Source organism: Pontibacter aydingkolensis (assembly GCF_019443125.1).
GTDB lineage: Bacteria > Bacteroidota > Bacteroidia > Cytophagales > Hymenobacteraceae > Pontibacter > Pontibacter aydingkolensis.
The window spans coordinates 17,742-37,906 of record NZ_JAHYXK010000018.1; the positions used below are offsets into that span (position 1 = coordinate 17,742).

The 20,165-nt window shown below is 45.3% G+C and carries 11 protein-coding genes; 3 read left to right on the forward strand and 8 right to left on the reverse strand.

All coding sequences use genetic code 11. The features are described 5' to 3' along the window. Positions 1 to 21 precede the first annotated feature (21 nt). The gene (gene purL / locus K0O23_RS16685) at positions 22 to 3,705 is read left to right on the forward strand and encodes a phosphoribosylformylglycinamidine synthase (RefSeq protein WP_219878589.1); all 3,684 of its coding nucleotides are present in this window, start codon (positions 22 to 24) and stop codon (positions 3,703 to 3,705) included. A gap of 331 nt (positions 3,706 to 4,036) precedes the next feature. On the opposite strand, the gene K0O23_RS16690 is transcribed toward purL, so the two are convergent. Continuing rightward, positions 4,037 to 5,317: an APC family permease gene (locus K0O23_RS16690; RefSeq protein WP_219878590.1), complete on the reverse strand. Its 1,281-nt coding sequence runs from the start codon at positions 5,315 to 5,317 to the stop codon at positions 4,037 to 4,039. Between the two features lie 507 nt (positions 5,318 to 5,824). On the opposite strand from K0O23_RS16690, the gene K0O23_RS16695 reads away from it, so the two are divergent. After that, positions 5,825 to 6,895, forward strand: coding sequence for a CNNM domain-containing protein (locus K0O23_RS16695; RefSeq protein WP_219878591.1), 1,071 nt, complete (start codon positions 5,825 to 5,827; stop codon positions 6,893 to 6,895). A 67-nt stretch (positions 6,896 to 6,962) separates the two neighbouring features. Here K0O23_RS16695 and K0O23_RS16700 read toward each other — a convergent pair whose 3' ends face one another. The 7 genes from K0O23_RS16700 to K0O23_RS16730 all read right to left on the reverse strand — a co-directional run bounded on the left by K0O23_RS16700 (position 6,963) and on the right by K0O23_RS16730 (position 18,493). Continuing rightward, complete coding sequence (locus K0O23_RS16700; RefSeq protein WP_219878592.1) at positions 6,963 to 7,991, reverse strand: alcohol dehydrogenase catalytic domain-containing protein; 1,029 nt, start codon at positions 7,989 to 7,991, stop codon at positions 6,963 to 6,965. Between the two features lie 15 nt (positions 7,992 to 8,006). Then, positions 8,007 to 8,267, reverse strand: a complete 261-nt coding sequence (locus K0O23_RS16705; RefSeq protein ID WP_219878593.1) for a hypothetical protein — start codon at positions 8,265 to 8,267, stop codon at positions 8,007 to 8,009. Between the two features lie 88 nt (positions 8,268 to 8,355). Further along, positions 8,356 to 9,273: a lytic transglycosylase domain-containing protein gene (locus tag K0O23_RS16710; RefSeq protein WP_219878594.1), complete on the reverse strand. Its 918-nt coding sequence runs from the start codon at positions 9,271 to 9,273 to the stop codon at positions 8,356 to 8,358. Positions 9,274 to 9,492: 219 nt separating this feature from the next. Beyond that, positions 9,493 to 10,518, reverse strand: a complete 1,026-nt coding sequence (locus K0O23_RS16715) for a PorP/SprF family type IX secretion system membrane protein (protein WP_219878595.1) — start codon at positions 10,516 to 10,518, stop codon at positions 9,493 to 9,495. Next, positions 10,515 to 14,297 carry a PKD domain-containing protein gene (locus K0O23_RS20420; RefSeq protein WP_219878596.1) on the reverse strand — a complete coding sequence of 1,261 codons (3,783 nt, stop codon included), beginning with the start codon at positions 14,295 to 14,297 and terminating at the stop codon, positions 10,515 to 10,517. The genes K0O23_RS16715 and K0O23_RS20420 overlap by 4 nt, the downstream gene beginning before the upstream one ends. Positions 14,298 to 14,875: 578 nt before the next feature. Further along, entirely contained in the window at positions 14,876 to 17,086 is a 2,211-nt protein-coding gene (locus tag K0O23_RS16725) for an acylase (RefSeq protein ID WP_219878597.1), read from the reverse strand. Between the two features lie 60 nt (positions 17,087 to 17,146). After that, positions 17,147 to 18,493, reverse strand: a complete 1,347-nt coding sequence (locus K0O23_RS16730; protein ID WP_246597172.1) for a M20/M25/M40 family metallo-hydrolase — start codon at positions 18,491 to 18,493, stop codon at positions 17,147 to 17,149. A 327-nt stretch (positions 18,494 to 18,820) separates the two neighbouring features. On the opposite strand from K0O23_RS16730, the gene K0O23_RS16735 reads away from it, so the two are divergent. Further along, entirely contained in the window at positions 18,821 to 20,122 is a 1,302-nt protein-coding gene (locus K0O23_RS16735; protein WP_219878598.1) for a M20/M25/M40 family metallo-hydrolase, read from the forward strand. Positions 20,123 to 20,165 lie beyond the last annotated feature (43 nt).

Sequence of the window (20,165 nt, forward strand, 5' to 3'; positions counted from 1 at the left end):
GGCTTGAAATAAAAAACAAGCATGCTTCACTTCTTTTTTAATCAACCAGATACGGTTTACGCCCTGCAAAGCGAGGGAAAACTGACCTCTACCGACATTCAAAAGCTTGAATGGTTATTCGGCAACGCCACTCTAAAACAGGAAACTGCGCTGAGTGGCTTTTTTGTTGGTCCTCGTGCTGCCATGATCACCCCATGGAGTACCAATGCCGTAGAAATCACCCAGAACATGGGCATTGAAGGGATTATCCGGATAGAAGAGTTTAAGATAGTAGCAGAAAATTTCACTGACTTTGACCCGATGCTTTCTCAAAAGTATAAGGGCTTGGATCAGGATATTTATGATATCCATATTCAGCCGGAGCCTGTGCAGCCGGTTACTGATATTGCAGCTTACAACAAACAGGAAGGACTGTCGCTTAGCGAGGAAGAAGTTGAGTACCTGAACCAGCTTTCTGAAAGAGTAGGCAGGCCGCTGACTGACTCCGAAGTATTCGGGTTTTCGCAGGTGAACTCGGAGCACTGCCGTCATAAAATTTTCAATGGCAAATTTGTGATCGATGGTGAGGAGAAACCGGTTTCGCTGTTCAAACTGATTCGCAAAACATCTGAAGCCAATCCGAACGATATTGTTTCGGCTTACAAAGACAACGTTGCCTTTGTGAAGGGCCCTGTGGTGCAGCAGTTTGCACCAAAACGTGCCGATGTTCCTGACTTTTACCAGGTAAGCGACTTCGAGTCCGTTATTTCCATCAAAGCAGAGACACACAACTTCCCTACTACAGTAGAGCCATTCAACGGTGCAGCAACCGGCTCTGGTGGTGAGATCAGGGACAGACTGGCTGGTGGACAGGGAGCACTTCCGCTTGCCGGAACAGCTGTTTACATGACTGCACTTTCGCGCCTGGAAAAAGACCGCCCTTGGGAAAAGGCTACACAGGAAAGAAACTGGCTGTACCAAACGCCAATGGATATCCTGATCAAAGCATCGAACGGTGCTACTGATTTCGGTAACAAATTCGGACAGCCTTTGATCACAGGGTCGGTTTTAACGTTCGAGCACGACGAAAAAGCAGATGCCGTTGAATCTCCAAGAAAACTGGGCTACGATAAGGTAATTATGCTGGCTGGTGGCGTTGGCTACGGCAAAGCAAGCCAGGCACAGAAACAGCACCCGAAAACAGGTGACAAGATTGTTATACTTGGCGGTGAAAACTACCGCATCGGTATGGGCGGTGCTGCGGTATCATCTGCCGACACCGGCGAGCACGGAACTGGTATTGAATTAAATGCCATCCAGCGCTCTAACCCGGAGATGCAGAAACGCGCTGCTAACGCTATCCGTGGCATGGTGGAAAGCGAGCACAATGCCATTGTTTCGATCCACGACCATGGTGCCGGCGGTCACTTAAACTGCCTTTCGGAGTTAGTAGAAGAAACAGGCGGTAAAATTGACCTGGATAAACTCCCTATAGGCGACCCTACCCTATCTGCTAAAGAAATCATCGGCAACGAATCGCAGGAGCGAATGGGCTTAGTGATTGGCGAAGATGATATTGCTACCCTGCAAAAAATAGCGGACCGCGAACGTGCTCCAATGTATACAGTGGGTGATGTTACCGGAGATCATCGCTTTACTTTTGAGTCAGCTTCAACAGGTGCAAAGCCAATGGACCTGGAGCTAAGCGACATGTTCGGAAGTTCTCCTAAAGTGGTGATGAACGACAAGTCTGTTGCCAGAAATTACCAGGATGTAACGTACGATAAAAACCAGCTTCATACTTACCTGGAGCAGCTGTTGCAATTAGAAGCCGTAGCCTGTAAAGACTGGCTGACAAATAAAGTGGACCGTTGCGTGGGTGGCCGTGTGGCGAAACAGCAGTGTGCTGGTCCCCTGCAATTGCCTTTAAACAACTGCGGTGTAATGGCGCTCGACTTCCAGGGCAAAGAGGGTGTTGCTACTTCTATTGGTCATGCACCTATCTCGGCTCTAATTGATCCGGCAGCCGGTAGCCGCAATGCCATTGGCGAGTCTTTGTCGAACATTGTCTGGGCTCCTATGAAAGATGGCTTGAAGAGCGTTTCGCTTTCTGCCAACTGGATGTGGGCTTCCAAGAACGAAGGGGAAGACGCACGTTTATACAAAGCAGTGGAAGCCTGCTCGGAGTTTGCTATTGCCCTGGGCATCAACATCCCGACTGGTAAAGACTCGCTTTCGATGAAGCAGAAGTATAAAGACGAGGACGTTATAGCACCTGGAACGGTTATCATTTCAGCAGCAGGAAATTGCAGCAATGTGCGCCAGGTAGTAGAGCCAGTATTACAGCGCGATGGTGGAAATATCTATTACATCAACCTGTCGAATGATACTTACAAATTAGGCGGTTCGTCTTTTGCGCAGATCATCAATAAAATCGGAAATGAAACTCCTGACATTACCGATGCTGCGCTGTTCAAGACTACCTTCAACACGCTGCAAGACTTAATTAAAGAAGGTAAGATAGAAGCAGGCCATGATATTGGCAGTGGCGGTTTGATTACGACCCTCCTGGAGATGTGCTTTGCCGATAACAACCTGGGAGCTAACATTGACCTAACATCTCTGGGCGAAGCGGATAGTATAAAAGTTCTGTTTGCTGAAAACATAGGCGTTGTATTCCAGGCGTCAGCAGATGTTGAAGAAACCCTGACGGCTAACAATGTTCCTTTTCATAAAATAGGCAACAGCACCTCTTCTGCAACATTAGAACTGAAAAACGGTAAAGACGCATACAGCTTCGATGTTGCGCAGCTACGCGATACCTGGTTTAAAACTTCGTACCTGCTGGACATCAAGCAAAGCGGACCGGTTAGTGCAAAAGAGCGTTTCGACAACTACAAAAAGCAGGAACTGAAGTATAAGTTTCCGGAAGGATTTAACGGAAAAAAGCCAGTTATAGACAACTCGAGGCCACGAATAAAGGCAGCTATTATCCGTGAGAAAGGTAGTAACTCTGAGCGTGAGATGGCGAATGCTATGTACCTGGCAGGCTTTGATGTGAAGGACGTGCACATGACGGACCTGATCTCCGGAAGAGAGACGCTGGAAGATATCCGCTTTATTGGTGCTGTGGGTGGTTTCTCTAACTCAGATGTTCTTGGCTCTGCTAAAGGTTGGGCGGGTGCCTTTATGTATAACGAGAAAGCTAAAACAGCCCTCGAGAACTTCTTTAACCGCGAAGACACTTTATCGGTAGGTATCTGTAACGGTTGTCAGCTGTTTGTGGAGTTAGGCCTCATCACAAAGGGGCATGAACAGCAGGCGAAAATGCTGCACAACGTTAGCCAGAAGCACGAAAGTATCTTTACCTCCTTGATTATACGGGAAAACAAGTCAGTAATGCTTTCCAGCCTGGCCGGCAGTACGTTGGGTGTGTGGGTATCGCACGGAGAAGGTCGTTTCTGCCTGCCACACTTAGAAGATAAGTACCAGATTGTTGGCAAGTATGGCTACGAAGACTACCCTGCATGCCCGAATGGTTCTGACTATAACACCGCTATGATCTGCGACGAAACAGGCCGCCATTTAGTAATGATGCCGCACATTGAGCGTTCACTCCTGCAGTGGCAATGGGCGCACTATCCGAAAGGCAGACACGATGAAGTATCGCCATGGATGGAAGCTTTCGTGAATGCCGGAAACTGGTTGGAGGCTAACGAAAAGTAGCAAGTGTAAACTGCTCCATCCCAGCATTTTGGGAAGATGTATAAAATAAAAAGCCCTTTTGTTTTAAACAGAAGGGCTTTTTCTATACCGATACTGTAATTTTTACGCAGGGCATAAACGCTCTACAGCAAACAACCGTTACAATTAACTAATCAATTCCTGAGAGTAGAGCGGTCTGCTGGGGCGCTCTTTTCTAAATGTTAAAAGGCCAAACGAATAAATTCAAAACAGCCTCTAAAAGAATAATAGTAAATTTTAATCCGCTATAGAGCCGATAAGTAAGATCAGCAGGAGTTAATTTTAAAGTATAAAATCTAGTTCAGGGCTCAAGCTAGATTTTAATTTTACGTTGTGCCAGCTTAAACGCTCCTAACAGCAACATACCGATAGCCATTGTTATAAACACATCCAAAAGTTCTGTTGACCTGGAACTAGAAAGTAACCAGACAGAAGCAAGAATACCCGCTATTGCAAAAAAGTATCCATATGGAAGCTTAAAATAGGCGACTTTGGCTGTGTCCTTTTTCCTTAGTCTGATCATGGCCATACATACCACCATAAAGATCAATATTTTGCTAATAACACTGATAGAAACAGCATAAATAAACGATCCGCTTATTGACGCAAAAAGTGAAATGGCCGCAAAAATAAGCAGGGAATAAACAGGAGTAGAATAGCAGTTGTGCAGTTTTGATAGAAACCGGGGCAACTGATTTTCCTCGCTTAAAGCAAAAGGTACCCTGGAGCCTATCAACATAACCGCATTTAAGGTGCCACTTATCGATACTATCGCACCAAATGTTATTAAGGTAGCACCAACCGGACCCATAAATAACCGGGCTGCATCTGTGATGGGTTTATCTGAGGAAGCAAGCCCCGGGAGCGTACCTATACTTACAAACTGAATGAGGGTATAAAAAACCGCCACGAAGAAAATGGATGAGATCAGGGCAAATGGAATATTCTTGCCAGGCTGCTGTACCTCACCGGTATTTACAAGTACTGCCTCAAAACCGGTAAAAGCAAAGATCAAAACCAATACAGATGATGAAAAATCGGAAAGAGCGGGAGGTGGCTGCTGTAGGTCAATCAGATCAAAGTTTATAAAAAAAACACCAGCTATAACAAAGATTAGCAGCGGTACTATCTTAGCTATGGCCAGTGTGTTATTCAGGATAGTAGAGTTACGCACACCCAGGTAATTTACCCATGTTAAAACCAGGGTGATACCTATCATCATACCAATCCTTTTATACTCCTCCTGCAGGTCCGGACTAAAAAAACTAAGGTAAGTAACAAGTAAATTAATTAAGGCTGCATAAGTTGATACTCTTGTGATAAGGATCAGCCACCCGATAATAAATGCCGGCACTTTTCCGAAAGCTGCTAAAGTATAAAGGTAAGGCCCTCCAGTTTTGGAAAACCTGCTGGCTACCTCTGCAAAGTTAAGCACCAGCACAAAAACGATAATGGCACATATAAACAGCGCAGGCAAACTGTACACGCCAGATAAAGTATAAATTTTAGAAGGCAATCCGAATATACCGGCACCAATGGTACTGTTGATCAGCAACAGGACAAGGTCCCATCTTGTGATTTCTCGTTTAAGCATCTGCTACCAAATTGGATTTGATTTATACTTCTGGTTTGATAGAATTAGGAAAGTATGACAAGTCTATTACTAAAAACGTATAAAACTTAACCTATTAGCAAGACAGCCACTTTCCAATATACTCTTTTAAAAAGTAAAATCCTCTTATAGGTAATAGCGCACCCGCCCCGGTATATGAAACATGTTACCTTAAATAAAGGTACTGTTGTTAATAGATGCTTTTCCCGATGGAAGCATCAAACTATAATGTTAACATAAAACTATGAAAGATATATATCCCGGGAGGCTTTACCGTTTCCTTCCCATAATTGACCATTTTACCCTAAAGATTCACGCCTCATCAGGAGATATTTCTGATCCGGCTTGTATGCAGCCATTAGCATCATCTGTGGTATTGCACTTATAATCCACTATGTTTCCAGGCTGCTCAGTAGTAGATGAAGCAGTTTATGATTTCAATTATACTTTCATTTCAGGGCAAACTTTCTCCATAACAAATAGCATCACATGGGCTTACTTATACTTTACCTTGCAATTGCTTTAATTTTTTCTTTTCTGTGTTCCTTGCTCGAGGCATCACTTTTAAGTATTACTCCCTCGCACGCAAACATCATCAGCAAAGAGAGTCCGTCACTAGGCAAAGACCTGCAAAATTTTAAAGACAACATCGACAGGCCCCTGGCGGCTATACTTACCCTCAATACATTTGCCCACACAATAGGTGCAGCTGGTGTGGGTGCGCAGGCCCAGATTTTATGGGGAGATGACGCGCTGACAATTGTGTCTGTAGTCCTTACTATTGTGATCCTGATCTTCACGGAGATCATACCTAAAACACTTGGGGCAAACTACTGGAAAGCGCTTACGCCGTTTACAGTTCGCACACTCAAAATTCTTATCTACTCTCCTCTTTACCCCATTATACTTTTCTCACAGTTCATTACAAAGCGTTTAAAGCAGGACAAGAACAAAAGTGTGCTTAGCCGTGCCGATTTTACTGCCATGGCAGAGATCGGAACCAAAGAAGGTGTACTGCACAAAGACGAGTCGCGGGTGATAAACAACGTACTGCGCTTTAATGCCATCCTGACAAGCCATATCATGACACCACGCACTGTGATTAAGGCGGCACCTGAGAAGCAGTATATACGGGAGTTTTACGACAACTCAACCAATATGCGCTTCTCCAGGATTCCCGTGTTTGATGACTCTATAGACCATATCACCGGCTATGTGCTAAAGGATGAAATACTGCACCGCATCATTGAAGAACAGGGCGGTCTATCATTAGCCGAGATCAAACGACCTATACAGGTAGTGCACATGGGAACTCCGGTGCCAAAACTGTTTACTCGCCTTATGGACACGAAAGAACACATCGCACTGGTGGTAGACGAGTATGGCGGAACGGCTGGCCTAGTGACCATGGAAGACATTATTGAAACGTTGCTGGGGCTGGAAATCACGGACGAGTTTGACGCTGTGGAGGACCTGCAGAAATGGGCCCGTGAACGATGGGAAAAGCGCGCAGAACGGTTGGGTTTCCAGGGCAGAGATGATGCTCCACCAAAAGTATAACCGGAAGTATTAACATTATGCAACATACGGCCATACTTAACAAGTATAGTTTGGAGTAAGCCTAATATTATACGTTAAGCTTTACCACCACTTTGCCTACTGTTTTACCCTGCTGGAACTGGCGTATCGCTTCATGCATTTCTTTAAAATTATATACATGACCTATATGCTGTGGCTTTAATTGCAGTGCCAGCAGTTCACCGAGCAGCTGGTGCATCATATCCGTCTGCCCGTAAAGGTGTATCAGGTTAAAACCCATGAGAGACTTGTTTTCGGTGGGCAGGCGAAGAGGATCTATTTTGGGCCGCCGAAGAAACTTCCAGATAAGGCGAGGGTAATTAGGCCTGGCACCGTGACTCGTAAAACTGGCGTTGCCATACACCACCATCCGCCCCATAGGGGCCATTGTTTTCCAGCCCTGCTCGAGTATCTTACCGCCAATACACTCCATGATCAGGTTTAGCGGGCGGTTTGCCAGCGCATGCTCCAATTTTGCACTAAAGTCTTTTCCCCGCAGTATTACATTGTCATATAACTCTTCATTACGCAGGAAATCCACTTTACCAGCCTGCCCCACGGTACCTATAGTATAGGCGTCATACTTTTTGCAGATACGGTTGGCCAGAATGCCTACTCCTCCTGCCGCGCTATGGATGAGCACCGTCATACCGCGTTGCAGGTTACCCAACTCTACAAGCGCATAATAGGCTGTAAGGCCCTGCACCAGAAAACCGGCCCCTTCTTCGTAGGTCCACTTTTGAGGTAAAGGTATTACATAGCGGTGATGGATATTGATATGAGAAGCGTAACCGCCAAACTTTGTAACTCCCATTACCTTATCGCCGGCTTTCCACTCTGTTACATTACTGCCAACTGCTATAATCTCGCCGGAGAACTCCAACCCGGGAATAAACGAACCTTCCGGAGTGGCACTGTAGAGGCCCTGCATGGCAAAAATATCTGCAAAGTTCAGGCCTATAGCTACTACTTTAACGCATACTTCATCGGGCTCAGGTGAGTCTAATGTTTCTGTCTGAAGTATAAGATTGTTGATAGAGCCAGCCTTTGGCATCCGGTAAACCTGGCGTTCGAGCATCTCGATTTTTATACTTTATCCCCTTGACACTTTCCCTTTCAGGTCCCAGTGGCTTTTTAAAATTTCATCGCTGCCAGGGTTCCGGACAATTTTACGCACATAGCGCTCACCAGCAATGTTACCATCCTCACGGCGCTTACCTATAAAAAGCGTTACAGGCTCTCCTAATTCATTTGTAACATAGCTGATATCATAACCCATAAATTTGGAATCATATCTTTCCTGCGGAGCGAATGTTTTGCTTAGCAGTTTCTCAAGTTTAGGACCAATAGACATGTGCGGGTTGGTTGTTGGTTTTTAGTTATTAGTAGTTAGCCCGATAATACCTGTACTTCAGAATTTCATACCCGGATAAACGGGTTGGTTAGTTTGGTAGTTCAAGTACAAACTCTTTTCCCTGAGACACTGTCAGTTTATAGCTTTTGATCCAGGGGTTGTATAAGCGTAAAGTTTTATAGGTGGTGCCCTGCTCTAAAGCATAGGCCGGCAAATCAGGTATAGAGGCAGTTACCTTAACAGGGCGTGTGGTTAAAGGTTGGTACCCCTGCTCCTTTGCTAACTCAAAACCATACTTTTTGGGGTTGCCAAGCACTTCCTTAAGGGCCAGTATCCTGAAAATGTAACGTGAAGTTTCATCGTTCAAATAAAGGTCGTAGAAAGAATCTACCTTCTGCTGCTCCAGGGCACGATCCAGGCCGCCCATGCCACGGTTATAAGAGGCGGCTGCATTGGTCCAGGTGCCAAATTTTTTCTTTGCGGTTTTCAGATAACGGGTAGCTGCAATCGTGGACTTCTGTACATGAAAGCGTTCGTCAACTTCCCCGTTCACAAGCAAGCCATAGCCTCGGGCAGTATCCGGCATCAGTTGCCAAAAACCGGCTGCCCCAGCCGGTGAAGTTACATGCCCGAACAAACTTTCGGCTAAGGCCAGGTATACAAAGTCTTCAGGAATATCATTTTGGATCAGCATTGCCCTGATCTCGGGCACATACCGTTGCATTCGTTTAAGGCCAAGTAAAGTAGTGGCATGTAAATAAGAGTTGACAAGCAATTCACGGTCAAGGCGCTCGGCTACATCGGGAACCTCCAGTGGCACTGCTTCACCGGCAAAGGTCATCGTTGCCGGCAACGATGGTGGGCTAAACACTTTCCTGGCTGTATTACTTTCATTGGCAGCATCCAGCTTAATTGTTTCAAGTTGCGCCTGTTGCTGACTGCAAAGCTGCAAAGCGATTACTATAATTAAAGTTACCCAAACGTACTTCCAGATCTGCTGTGCCATTCTATACTCCTTTCTTATTTGTTGCTCTCTACTAGCATAACATACTTTAAACGAACTTATTCTTTAAGTTAAGCAAATAATTGAGAAAACGCGGCAGGCAAATGTTAATTATAGTACATGTATCACACAGTTTCCTCTCTTTTTATGTACTAATTACTTTTTACGCAGGTTAACTGTCAGCAGCGTGAGAATATCAGTTCAGGTACAGCCTAAAAGGTGTTACCAGAAGTCTGAGGGGCTGAAAATCTTGCCACGGTTACTTACAAGTATACCAAGTACTACTTCATGGGCTCCGCCTCCCATTCTTCCTATACCTGAGGTTGCCACATCGTAAGCATAACCTACCTGCAGCAAATTGTTTACATTAAGTCCGCCAAGTATAACATAAGCATTGTTTTGCCTGTAAGAACCACCAACCCAAACCTTTTCATTATAAAGTAGCTTCAGGTTAGCATCTATAGACGTTGGAGAAGGACTGGCATACTTTAAGAGCACTGAGGGGAGTACCGAGAACCTCGGAGCTAATTTTACCTTATAGCCGCCCATTAAGTAATGATGCACCCGTGTGCTCGCATCGTTGCTTTCTTCCTCGCTGAACCGGGTAGTTAATTCGTCCTGTAAAATCTGAGTACTTGATGTGCCTACAAAGAAACGACGGGAATACAACTGCACACCTGCCGTAATATTAGGTTTAATGCGGTTATAGTTGCCCCCTATAAAGGTAGGGTCATTCGGATCAGTAAGACGCAGGCCACCCTCATTAACTCTATAAACTGATATGCCACCAGATACCCCGGCAGACATTCTCAGTTCTTTGTTAAGCGGCAAATGATACGCATAGGTAAAACCAAAGTCAGTGCGTTTTAAAGCTCCAGCCTTATCCGTTATGGCAGTAATTCCTGCTCCATGGTGAGGCTTTGCCTGAACCGTTTCCTTTTTAGCTGAATTAGATAAAAGAGCTCTGTTACCAAAACGCCCCCTGCCCGGAATCGATGTAGCCGTAGTGCTGAGGTTCTTCTTGCCCAACGGAAGATGAGCAGTCAGGTAATATGATTCAGGCGCCCCTTCAATTCCGGCCCATTGGTTGCGATACCCAGACTTAATTTCACCATAATTTTCGGAGCCAGCCAGTGCAGGATTCATCAAAAATCCATTGAGCATGTACTGGCTGAAATGTGGAACCTGCTGCGGTAGAGCGGTCAGACTCAGAAGCAGCAGCAGCGAAAGTAGAGTTAACTTTATCATTTCCGTAATACCGTTATAGAGCCAGTAAATGGTTTTCTGCCTTTGTTCGTGTCAATCACATAATAGTAGGCCCCATCCGGAAGTGGAGCACCGTTTCTGGTGCCATCCCAAGGGTTGCCGTACCCCCTGCTGTTGTATACTTTATCTCCCCATCGGTTATAAATGTCGATGGTAATATCGGGGTAATCCTCTACACCTTTAATAAGCCATACATCATTGATATTATCACCGTTAGGAGAAATGCCATTGGGTATTTGCAACCGCTGCAGCACACGAACAGTCATCTCGTCTGTACGAACACAACCGTCAGCTGAGGTAGCTTTTAAAATATAAACAGTATTTTTTTCAGGAGATGCAGTTGGGCGGGCTATACTTGCATTGTCCAGACTAACGGCCGGCGACCACTCAAGTGTTCCTGTTCCATTCCCCTTTAGCGTTATACTTTCTCCCTCAATGATCTCCAAGTCCTGTCCTGCGTTTACCTCCGGATAAGCGCTGAATTTAATCTCCACATCATCTGATACTGCTACGCAAGGGCTATTACTTACTGTCCAGCGAAGTTTGTAAGTCTCTTCCATTTTACCTGCAAAGGCAGATTTCGGATTATTAGGATCTGAGAACTGTGCGCCTGTTCCGCTTATTATTGTCCAGAGTCCGCTACCATTAACCGGAACATTTGCCTGCAGTCCTGTGCTGGTAGTACCGCACACAGGTTTCTGGTCAGGGCCTGCATTGGCCACAGGAAGAGCTTTAATGGTCAGGGTCTTCTCAACTTCAGACTTACAACCATCCGCAGTGGTAACCTGCAGTTTTACAAGGTAATTTCCTACCATCGCAAACATATGTGAAGGATGCTGCAAGTCAGATGTAGTCCCATTTCCAAAACTCCACGACCAGGCAATAATGCTTCCGTTTACTATTGTACTCTCATCACGAAAAACTACGGCATCAGAAATACAACCTACGATGGGGGAAAATGCCGCCTGAGGTTTGGCGTATACTTTTATCTGCTTTTTGTAACTATGCTCACAGCCTTTATCTGTTGTAACTGTAAGTATAACATCATAAGTGCCGGCAGCAGCATAAGTATGGGTAGGATTTACAATTGATGCGGAATTTCCATCACCGAAATCCCATTTATGCGACACGATACTACCTGTTTTTACTGAGGAAGTGCTCATGAAGCTGGCTTTCTCTCCAAAGCAGACATTATCTGTTTCGAAGCTTGCTGTGGGGCTTACAAGAATAGTAACCGTCTTACTAAATGAACCATGGCAAATAATGCCAGAATAGGCTTTCAAGCTTACCTGGTAGGTTCCTGGTTCCTTGTAAATATGCAGAGGGTGCTGCTCATCAGAGGTTGTGCCATCGCCAAAATTCCACTCCCATTTAATGATCTTCCCAAACGCAATAGAAGACTCGTCCTTAAACTGAACACCATCCCGCTGACAAGAACCAGACGTGGAAAATTTAGCCTGTGGGTTAGCGCCACTTACCAGGTAATCCATCTCCACTGTATCAGTACAACCCTTATCAGAAGTGGCAATAAGCTTTACTTTGTAAATACCCTCGGCTTTGTACTTGTGTTTAGGATGCTCTAACGTAGAAGTGAAGCCGTCTCCGAAATCCCATAAATAACTTAATGTTCCGGATGTGATGGTTGTCTTGTTAACAAACTGTGCTTCGTCGCTTATGCAAACACCCGGCAACTCCATACTTATCCGGGGCTTTGGGTAAACAACGACAGCCTGAGTAACGGAGCTCTGGCAACCTTCTTCGAAAGTAAGTGTGAGCGTAACATTGTAAGTACCAGCATCAGCATAGGTGTACTGCGTATTTCCAGAACCTTTCATGATCGTACCGTCGCCAAAATTCCACTCCCATTCCGTAATTGGAACCACAGAAGTAGATTTGTCTGTAAATCTGCTTGTAAAGGTGTTGCAAACGGCCGCTGCCTCAAAGGATAAAACCGGTTTCGGTAACATCTCTGCCTTTTTCGTTACTTGGTTGGTACAGCCGGCGCTGGTTTTTATGATGATCTTTACATCATAAGTTCCCGGGTTGGCGTAAACGTGTCTCGGATTTTGCTCCGCAGATGTACTACCATCGCCAAACTCCCAAAACCACTCTGTTATCTTGCTATTGTTTCCTGCTACTGCAGACGCATCTTTAAACAGGACAGCTCCATTAAGGCACTCCGATACAAAGGTAAAATCTGCTGCAGGATTAGGGTATACAATAAGCTCAGCGGTTGTTTCGTCCTTTGAATCGCAATCGTTTCCGTTATTTTTGATGGTGGTTAGCTTTACAGTATAAGTGCCAGGTGCCGCATAGCTATACTTTGGATTTTGCTCCGCAGATGTACTTCCGTCCCCGAACTCCCATAGCCAGCTTTGAGGTTCATAAGACGCAAAACCGGTAAAAGAGACTGTTGCTCCGTCACAGTAAGTCTGCGCATCAAAGGTTATATTCTGATTCAGGTTTTTAATGTTAGCCCCTGCTGAGTAACCATACGACTCTACATTACCAAAGCCATAGGCCATGGCGTTAAAGCCGCTTTTGGCAGTAAGGCGATGGTTACCGGCACCTACTGTAACCTGCGCATAAGAGTATTCCGGATTTGACGCTACCGGGACGAAAGTAACAGCAGCACCATCCAGACGGAAGGTAGAGATAAACTCAGTTTTCATCACCACGTTTATGTAGTGGCCTGTTATCTGGTAATACGGTGAAGAGTAAAGTGTAATATCTTCCAGGGTTTGCTCCACTGGGTTTAAGATGATCATTTCGGGATCTCCAGTTATATTATCGCAGTTTTGTGTGCGGGCGTACTGCAGAACAGTTACAGGCTTATCTGATGTAATGTAGTTTGCAGTGGCACTGGTAAACTCCAGGAAATCACCTGTATTCAGTCCCTGACTCACACCGTTTATGCTAACGGTGGTATTTGGGAAGCCTCCTAAAACGCGAAAAACGTCGCCTCCTAGTCTTGTCTTAAATGGAGCTGTTACAAAGTTGGTACCCCATGTACTAAGTGGGTAAAGCTGCTGGTAAAGATTGTCACGGCTTCCTGCATTACTACATCCAATGCCCACAAATGTATTGCCCGAGAAAACAGCGATCTTTTTACAGGACTGGCCCCCATTGCTCACAGATACTATTTTACTGCCGGTAAGGTCTGAAGATGATTGTACCTGGTACACCTGTCCTTTGTTAAGGCTTACCTGAAAGGGTACAAATGCGGCTTTGCCGGAACGGGTTGCCGCGCGGGGCGTGATCTCCACCAGTGTATTGTCTTCGGTGGCAACCACCATGAACTCGGCATACTGGTTATTCGCATCTGGTGTATACGATGTTGCAAAGTACTCCCGCCCCAGTGTATTTGTAGGTAGAACCAGCGTGGCGGCGGAACGGTTCTGAGAATAGATATGAGAGTATACCACAACAGGATGCTCCGAAACAACCTGAATACCTTTATCTTCGATAACTTCGGAAGAGCCTACATAAGCCAATGAGCTAATGGGTGCAACGGTAACATTGTTAGCCGTTATAGTATAGGTAGTGGATATACCAAGCTGTGGTATTGACACAGTAGCAGTAGTGTTTACACTTGATGTTAAGTATAAACTCATCTGTGATTTAGTACCGTCTATATGGCCTGTATAGCCCACCCAGAAATTGGTGCCACTGTTAGAGGTATTCTGCGCTGAAACCTGTAAACAAATAAAGTTGAGAAGTATAAGTATACCTAAAAGGCAAAGGGTAAAAAGTCTCTTCAAATTAGTATAGATTTTAAACTGTTCTCCCCTTAGAGCTACATATATAGCATAAGTTAAAAGGGGTAATAAAAAAAAGTATAAAAATGAAAAGTGCCTGAGGAGAATATGAGCAGGCAGCTTTTTTGCTGTTGTAAGTTTGTATGAGCAAAAGTAGCGGCAACTGATAAAGCAGGTGCTAAAGATATGTAAATCAACCAGTAAGTTGTAATATTTGAGCCATTGATTTTCAGTCGTCATAAATAACACGTCCTATGTTACAACAACATTATTTTGCACTCCGATTTTAAGTTACGACAAGAAAGGACTGAAACTTTATTAACTGATAAAATATAAACTAAACTGCCATAAGCTAAGGCCAGAGAAGAAATTCATTTTAGAACTACCAGCACGCAAAACAGGCAACACTACTATACTTTTCTTAATAAGGGTCGGTTAAAACAAAAGGTGCTTAAACTCACGTCTAAGCACCTTTAATTAGCTCCGGAACATTTTTGTTCAGTCCCTCACCATTTATTTACTGATCCGGCTAATAGCTTTCTCAGTTTTGATTCTGAAAGCTCTGTTATACTTTTAAATGCCTACTTCTTTACCCTCTCACCCGGGTGATAAGTGGATTTTGCACGCTTCTCTACATCTTCGCGGTAGTAGGCTACATCTTTAAATTTTACATCAGCATAACGCTGCGCCTGGTCATCGAAATGAGGAGAGTCTGGATCTCCGCTCTGGCCACCGGCGAGCATACTTTTAGCTTTTACTTTATCACCAAATTCCACTACGGCTACAAAGCTGTTGCCTGAGGTACCGTAAAGTCGCTTTGTATTGTAGGTATTTGCACCGTAAGATGCCAGTGCACCCCAGTTACCCGACGCCATGCCAATCGGTATACTTGGCTTCGCATCGTTAAATGGCTGTTTAATGTCTCCCGTTAAACGCTGAAACCTGTTGATTTCCCCCCAGGGCGTATTCCATTTTCCGAAGTCTGCTTCTACCTGGGCAATAGTCTGGCTGAAAATATCCAACCGCTCTTTCTCTGGAGATTTGTCAGCATAATACTCAAACCGTTCCATCAGGTTAAGGCCTTTGGGAGCGCTGCCGTTTTTAAGCAGGTTGGTAGCGTAAAAATGAGCCAGCGACATAGCCACAGATTCTGTAGATACAGCATAGTTCCAGTTACGCATTACATCAATGGCTGCTTTCAGTTTCGGGTCATTTGGCTTGTGCTTATCGTAAGCCTTCACCAGTCCCGGAATTAATACCTCAAAACCCGGAAGGTACGGATCATAGGCCAGGTCAATCAGTTTATCCAAGGTCAGGTTATCCACTTTTTCTAGCAAGCGGATGGCATGAACACCTCTGTAATTCTCCGGCGACGGTGCCATGTATACCGGGTAGTTCTCTTTTTTCGGGCTGTACTCGGCAGCAGCTGTAAAAGGCGTAGAGTTACAGTTCTGTATCCATCCATTCTGTGGGTTTAAAAGTGTTATAGTTTCTTCCAGCGGGTGCAGGCCCTGCCAGTCAGTTTTAGGATTGCTGCCGTCAACTGGTTTTGTATAGTCGAAAGCAGTATCGCGTTTAGGGAAGAAGTTACCATGGTAGTAGGCGATATTACCGTCTGCATCGGCGTAAACGGTAGCGTTGGAAGAGTTGGTTCGCATCTGCATCATCTGATGAAACTCTTTCAGGTTGTCTTTCTTGGTGCGGGTATACGACTGGATCAACGCATCCACAGGTTTCCACATCAAATTAGTAGCCACCCATTTATCGCCGTTCTTGTGCGTGATAGGCCCGTGGTGCGTACGGTAAGTGGTAAAGGTCTTCTGCTTTAAGTTTTCGCCGTCTTTGTATGATAAAGTTACCTCTGATGTCTCGACAGGGCGCAACTCTTCGCCATACTTGTAAAATAACTTGTCGTCTTTTTTAACGATCGTTTCTTCAAACTCATCAATAACGTCGGCATAAGCAGAGGTATGCATCCAACCCATTTTATCGTTGAAGCCCTGGTAAATAAAAAATTGCCCCCAGGTTACCGCACCATAGGCATTCAGCCCCTGCTCACTAACTGCATGTACTTCGCCTCTGAAAAAGAAAGAAGTATGCGGGTTGATCAGAAGCATGGCGTTACCAGACTCGGTAAGTTTACCGGAGATGGCAAAGCCGTTGGAGCCTTTTGGTTCATCAAGTATAGCCGGCTGCACCAGACCACTACCATGGCTATTCAGGCCAAGCGATTTGTCGCTTTCGTAAAACGCCTTGATTCTGTTGGTAGACACGCTTTCAATATCACCGCCAATAGAACCCTCGCTGAAATACATGGGCATCCAGGGTTCAAAGCGCGTCAGCAATTTAGGCTTTACTTCCGGATGCGTGTGCAGGTAATAGTTGATACCATCAGCAAATGCCTGGCAAAGCTCCTTCAGCCACGCCGGGCTGCTCTCATATTGTTGTATGGCTTCTTCTTTGCTCATGTACAACCTTGCCCGAAGGTCACTGTAAAGCATCTCCTCTCCTTCTGCTTCGGCAAGGCGACCTATGGCCCACATGTAGTTGCGCTCCACCCTGTTAAAGTCGTCCTCGCACTGTGCATATAACAATCCGAAAACAGCATCGGCATCTGTTTTACCGTACACATGGGGCACGCCAAAATCATCACGTATGATGGTTACACGCGCTGCCTGCTCCTGCCATTTTTCAACTTCAGTAGATGACGTAACCTGGTTGTTTACTGAGCAGGAGAAGGAAACCGCAATAAAGAGGAGTACCGGTAAAGTACGTTTAAGTATGTATTGCATAAGTTTTTAAGTATGACCTAAAGATTGACCAATTTAAGGATATTTGTCTGATAAGTAAGGCTACCTGGCTATATCTGCCTCCGATAACAAGAGCAGTAAAGTACGCTGAATAGATAGATGGCCCTTGTCATTGATCCACCACTCATCCAGCGAGTGCGCGCCGCCGCCAACACCACCTACACCCACTGTAACAGCCGGAACTCCCTTAGAGATAGGTATATTAGAGTTCGTAGAACCGGTAATTAGACTTGGCTTCACATTAAAATAGCTGGTTGCCGCCAGCGATCGTTGCACCAGAGGGGAAGTAGGGTCTGTTGCTCCTGATGGGCGTTCACCAATTAAATCTACTGCTACATCCAGTGACGGGCCGCGGCGCTTTAACTGGTTTTCTTCCTGAAGTGCTTTCTGAACTGAAGCTTTTAATATCTGGGCAATACCTTCCAGCCTATTCGGACTTTCTGATCGCATGTCTACCTCCATCCACGACTCGAATGGGATAGAGTTTACAGAGGTACCTCCTCCCACTATGCCAACATTATAGCTGGTGCGGATTCCTTCTTTTGTAAACGCATCGGCCTCCGTATTGAAATAATGTATGGCCCTGCCTAAAGCATGATGCGGGTTAGCTGTACCAAAAGCACCCCAAGAGTGCCCTCCGGGACCTTTAAATGTTACCCTGTATCGTAGTGAACCCAAGCCTATGTATGTTATACGCTCTAAACCTCCGCCATCAACCGCTATGTAAGAATCAATCTTTGGCCCGTTCTCACGGAACAGGTACTTCACGCCTCGCAGGTCACCTAAGCCTTCCTCTCCTACTGTACCGATAAAAAGCACGTCTGATTCGGTTTCGATATTATTCTTCTCCAGGGCACGAAGTATGGTCAGAACCACGGCCAGCCCACGCGTGTCATCCATAATACCTGGGGCAAACAACGTATCGCCGCGTTGCTTTACAGTTACAACGGTGCCTTCCGGAAACACAGTGTCCAGGTGGGCATCCAGCACAACAGTTTTTGCACCGGTGCGGCCTCTGCGCTTGGCAATCACATTACCCACTTCATCTGTCCAAACAGAATCGGCACCGGCAGCCTTTAACATAGCGGCATATTGCTTCCCTCTTGCCTGCTCTTTAAAAGGTGGAGCTGGAATTTCGGTTAATAGCACATGGTCCTTTATAGTTTGAGGCTCCAGCTCTTCTACCGTTTTAAGGGCTTTTTTAACAGCTGACTTCTTGGCAATGGCCTGCAGCTCTTTTTCAAATCGCTTATCTACAGATATACTTTGAGTAGAAGCTTTCTTTTCGGCTGTTTGGGCTAATAAAGTATGGGAACTCTGCATGAAAAAAGAGAATGGCAGCAGTCCCATAAGCATCAGCTTTGATGCACGGGTGATTGGCGAACTCATATATGGTTTAGTTAGGATGATATAAATCATCAGCAGCTTCTTGAAAAGCTACTGCAGTTGTAACAAGTCCAAAAGGTGGCAATAATTTTATACTTGTACAAATATACCTTATCCGATGAACCAATATTGCCTGGAGCTTACAAATAATCCCTGAACAAATATTGTTTTCCAAATATCATATAAGCCTTAACTCTTTCTGTTTTGGTAGTTACCTGAGCATGTTTTAAATTAACAAAGCAATATGCACTGCTGAGCAGAAAACCCGAAGTAAGGCAGTTCCTGTTTTAGACATCATGAAACATATACTTACTGGTAATTATACTACATATGCACATAAACACTCTCTATAAGCACCTGCTGTTATGCCTTTGCTTTACAAGCTATTCTGTCTATGGTCAGAAACTAACAAAAACAGAGTGGCAGATCCTGCAGCATGTTGAAGAAAACCATCCGGCTTCTATCCGCTTTCTGGAGCAAACAGTAAACATTAACAGCGGCACCTTTAATCCTGCTGGCGTGCGGGAAGCTGGCATACCCTACAAAAAGATGCTCGACGAAATGGGCTTCACGACTACCTGGGTAGATATGCCGGAAAGTATGAACCGCGGCGGGCACCTGATCGGCGAAATAAAAGGGAAAAAGGGTAAGAAGCTTTTGCTGATCGGGCACATAGACACAGTATTTGAGCCTGATAGTCCGTTCCAAACCTGGCAGCAAAAAGATAGTGTAGCCTATGGCCCGGGGGCAAACGATATGAAGGGCGGAAACATGGTGATGCTTTATGCTCTGAAGGCACTACAAGAAGCCGGGCAACTAAAAGACAGGCAGATAATCGTTATACTTCACGGGGATGAAGAGAACCCCGGGGCACCGCTGGAAATTAGCCGTAAGCATATTGTGGAAGCAGCAAAACGAAGTGATATTGCACTTGGGTTTGAAACAGGCACCGGATTTAACTATGCTACCGTTGCCCGCAGAGGCAGCAGCAGCTGGACACTAACCGTAAAGGGCAGACAAGCACACTCATCAGGCATATTCTCTGAAAGAACAGGCGCAGGCGCCATTTATGAAGCATCACGCGTATTAAACAGATTTTATGATGAGCTACAAGAAGAATACCTGACCTTTAACCCCGGATTGATAGTTGGCGGCACCGAGGTAAAATTAGACGAGTCGGGTACTCAGGCCAGTGTTACAGGTAAAACCAACCTGGTGGCCAACACAGCAATTGTAAAAGGCGACCTGCGCTTCCTGACGGAGGAGCAGAAACTTAAAGCCCGTGAAAAGATGAAAGCTATTGTTGCAGAGAGCCTGCCTCAGACCAGTGCTGAAATTACATTTAAAGACGGTTATCCTGCCATGCCCCCAACAGAAGGAAACATAGCGCTGCTCCAAAAACTTAACGAAGTAAGTATAAGCCTTGGCCAGGGAGAAGTAAATCCCTACGACCCGGGCAGGCGCGGCGCAGGTGATATATCATTTGTTGCCCAGTATGTAGATGGCCTGGATGGCCTGGGAGTACAGGGCGGGAATGCCCATAACCTGGAAGAGTACGTACACCTGAACTCAATAAAGGACATTGTAAAACGCACTGCCCTGTTCATAAACCGCCTGACCAACAAGAAATAAACAAAAACAGCACTTAGATGCTACAGCATTTTAATTAGTCTTT

Bases quoted from the DNA above. Each gene is read 5' to 3' on its own strand.
- purL (WP_219878589.1), top strand. From the start codon at position 22: ATGCTTCACTTCTTTTTTAATCAACCAGATACGGTTTACGCCCTGCAA.
- K0O23_RS16690 (WP_219878590.1), bottom strand. From the start codon at position 5,317: ATGCTTAAACGAGAAATCACAAGATGGGACCTTGTCCTGTTGCTGATC.
- K0O23_RS16695 (WP_219878591.1), top strand. From the start codon at position 5,825: ATGGGCTTACTTATACTTTACCTTGCAATTGCTTTAATTTTTTCTTTT.
- K0O23_RS16700 (WP_219878592.1), bottom strand. From the start codon at position 7,991: ATGCTCGAACGCCAGGTTTACCGGATGCCAAAGGCTGGCTCTATCAAC.
- K0O23_RS16705 (WP_219878593.1), bottom strand. From the start codon at position 8,267: ATGTCTATTGGTCCTAAACTTGAGAAACTGCTAAGCAAAACATTCGCT.
- K0O23_RS16710 (WP_219878594.1), bottom strand. From the start codon at position 9,273: ATGGCACAGCAGATCTGGAAGTACGTTTGGGTAACTTTAATTATAGTA.
- K0O23_RS16715 (WP_219878595.1), bottom strand. From the start codon at position 10,518: ATGATAAAGTTAACTCTACTTTCGCTGCTGCTGCTTCTGAGTCTGACC.
- K0O23_RS16725 (WP_219878597.1), bottom strand. From the start codon at position 17,086: ATGCAATACATACTTAAACGTACTTTACCGGTACTCCTCTTTATTGCG.
- K0O23_RS16730 (WP_246597172.1), bottom strand. From the start codon at position 18,493: ATGAGTTCGCCAATCACCCGTGCATCAAAGCTGATGCTTATGGGACTG.
- K0O23_RS16735 (WP_219878598.1), top strand. From the start codon at position 18,821: ATGCACATAAACACTCTCTATAAGCACCTGCTGTTATGCCTTTGCTTT.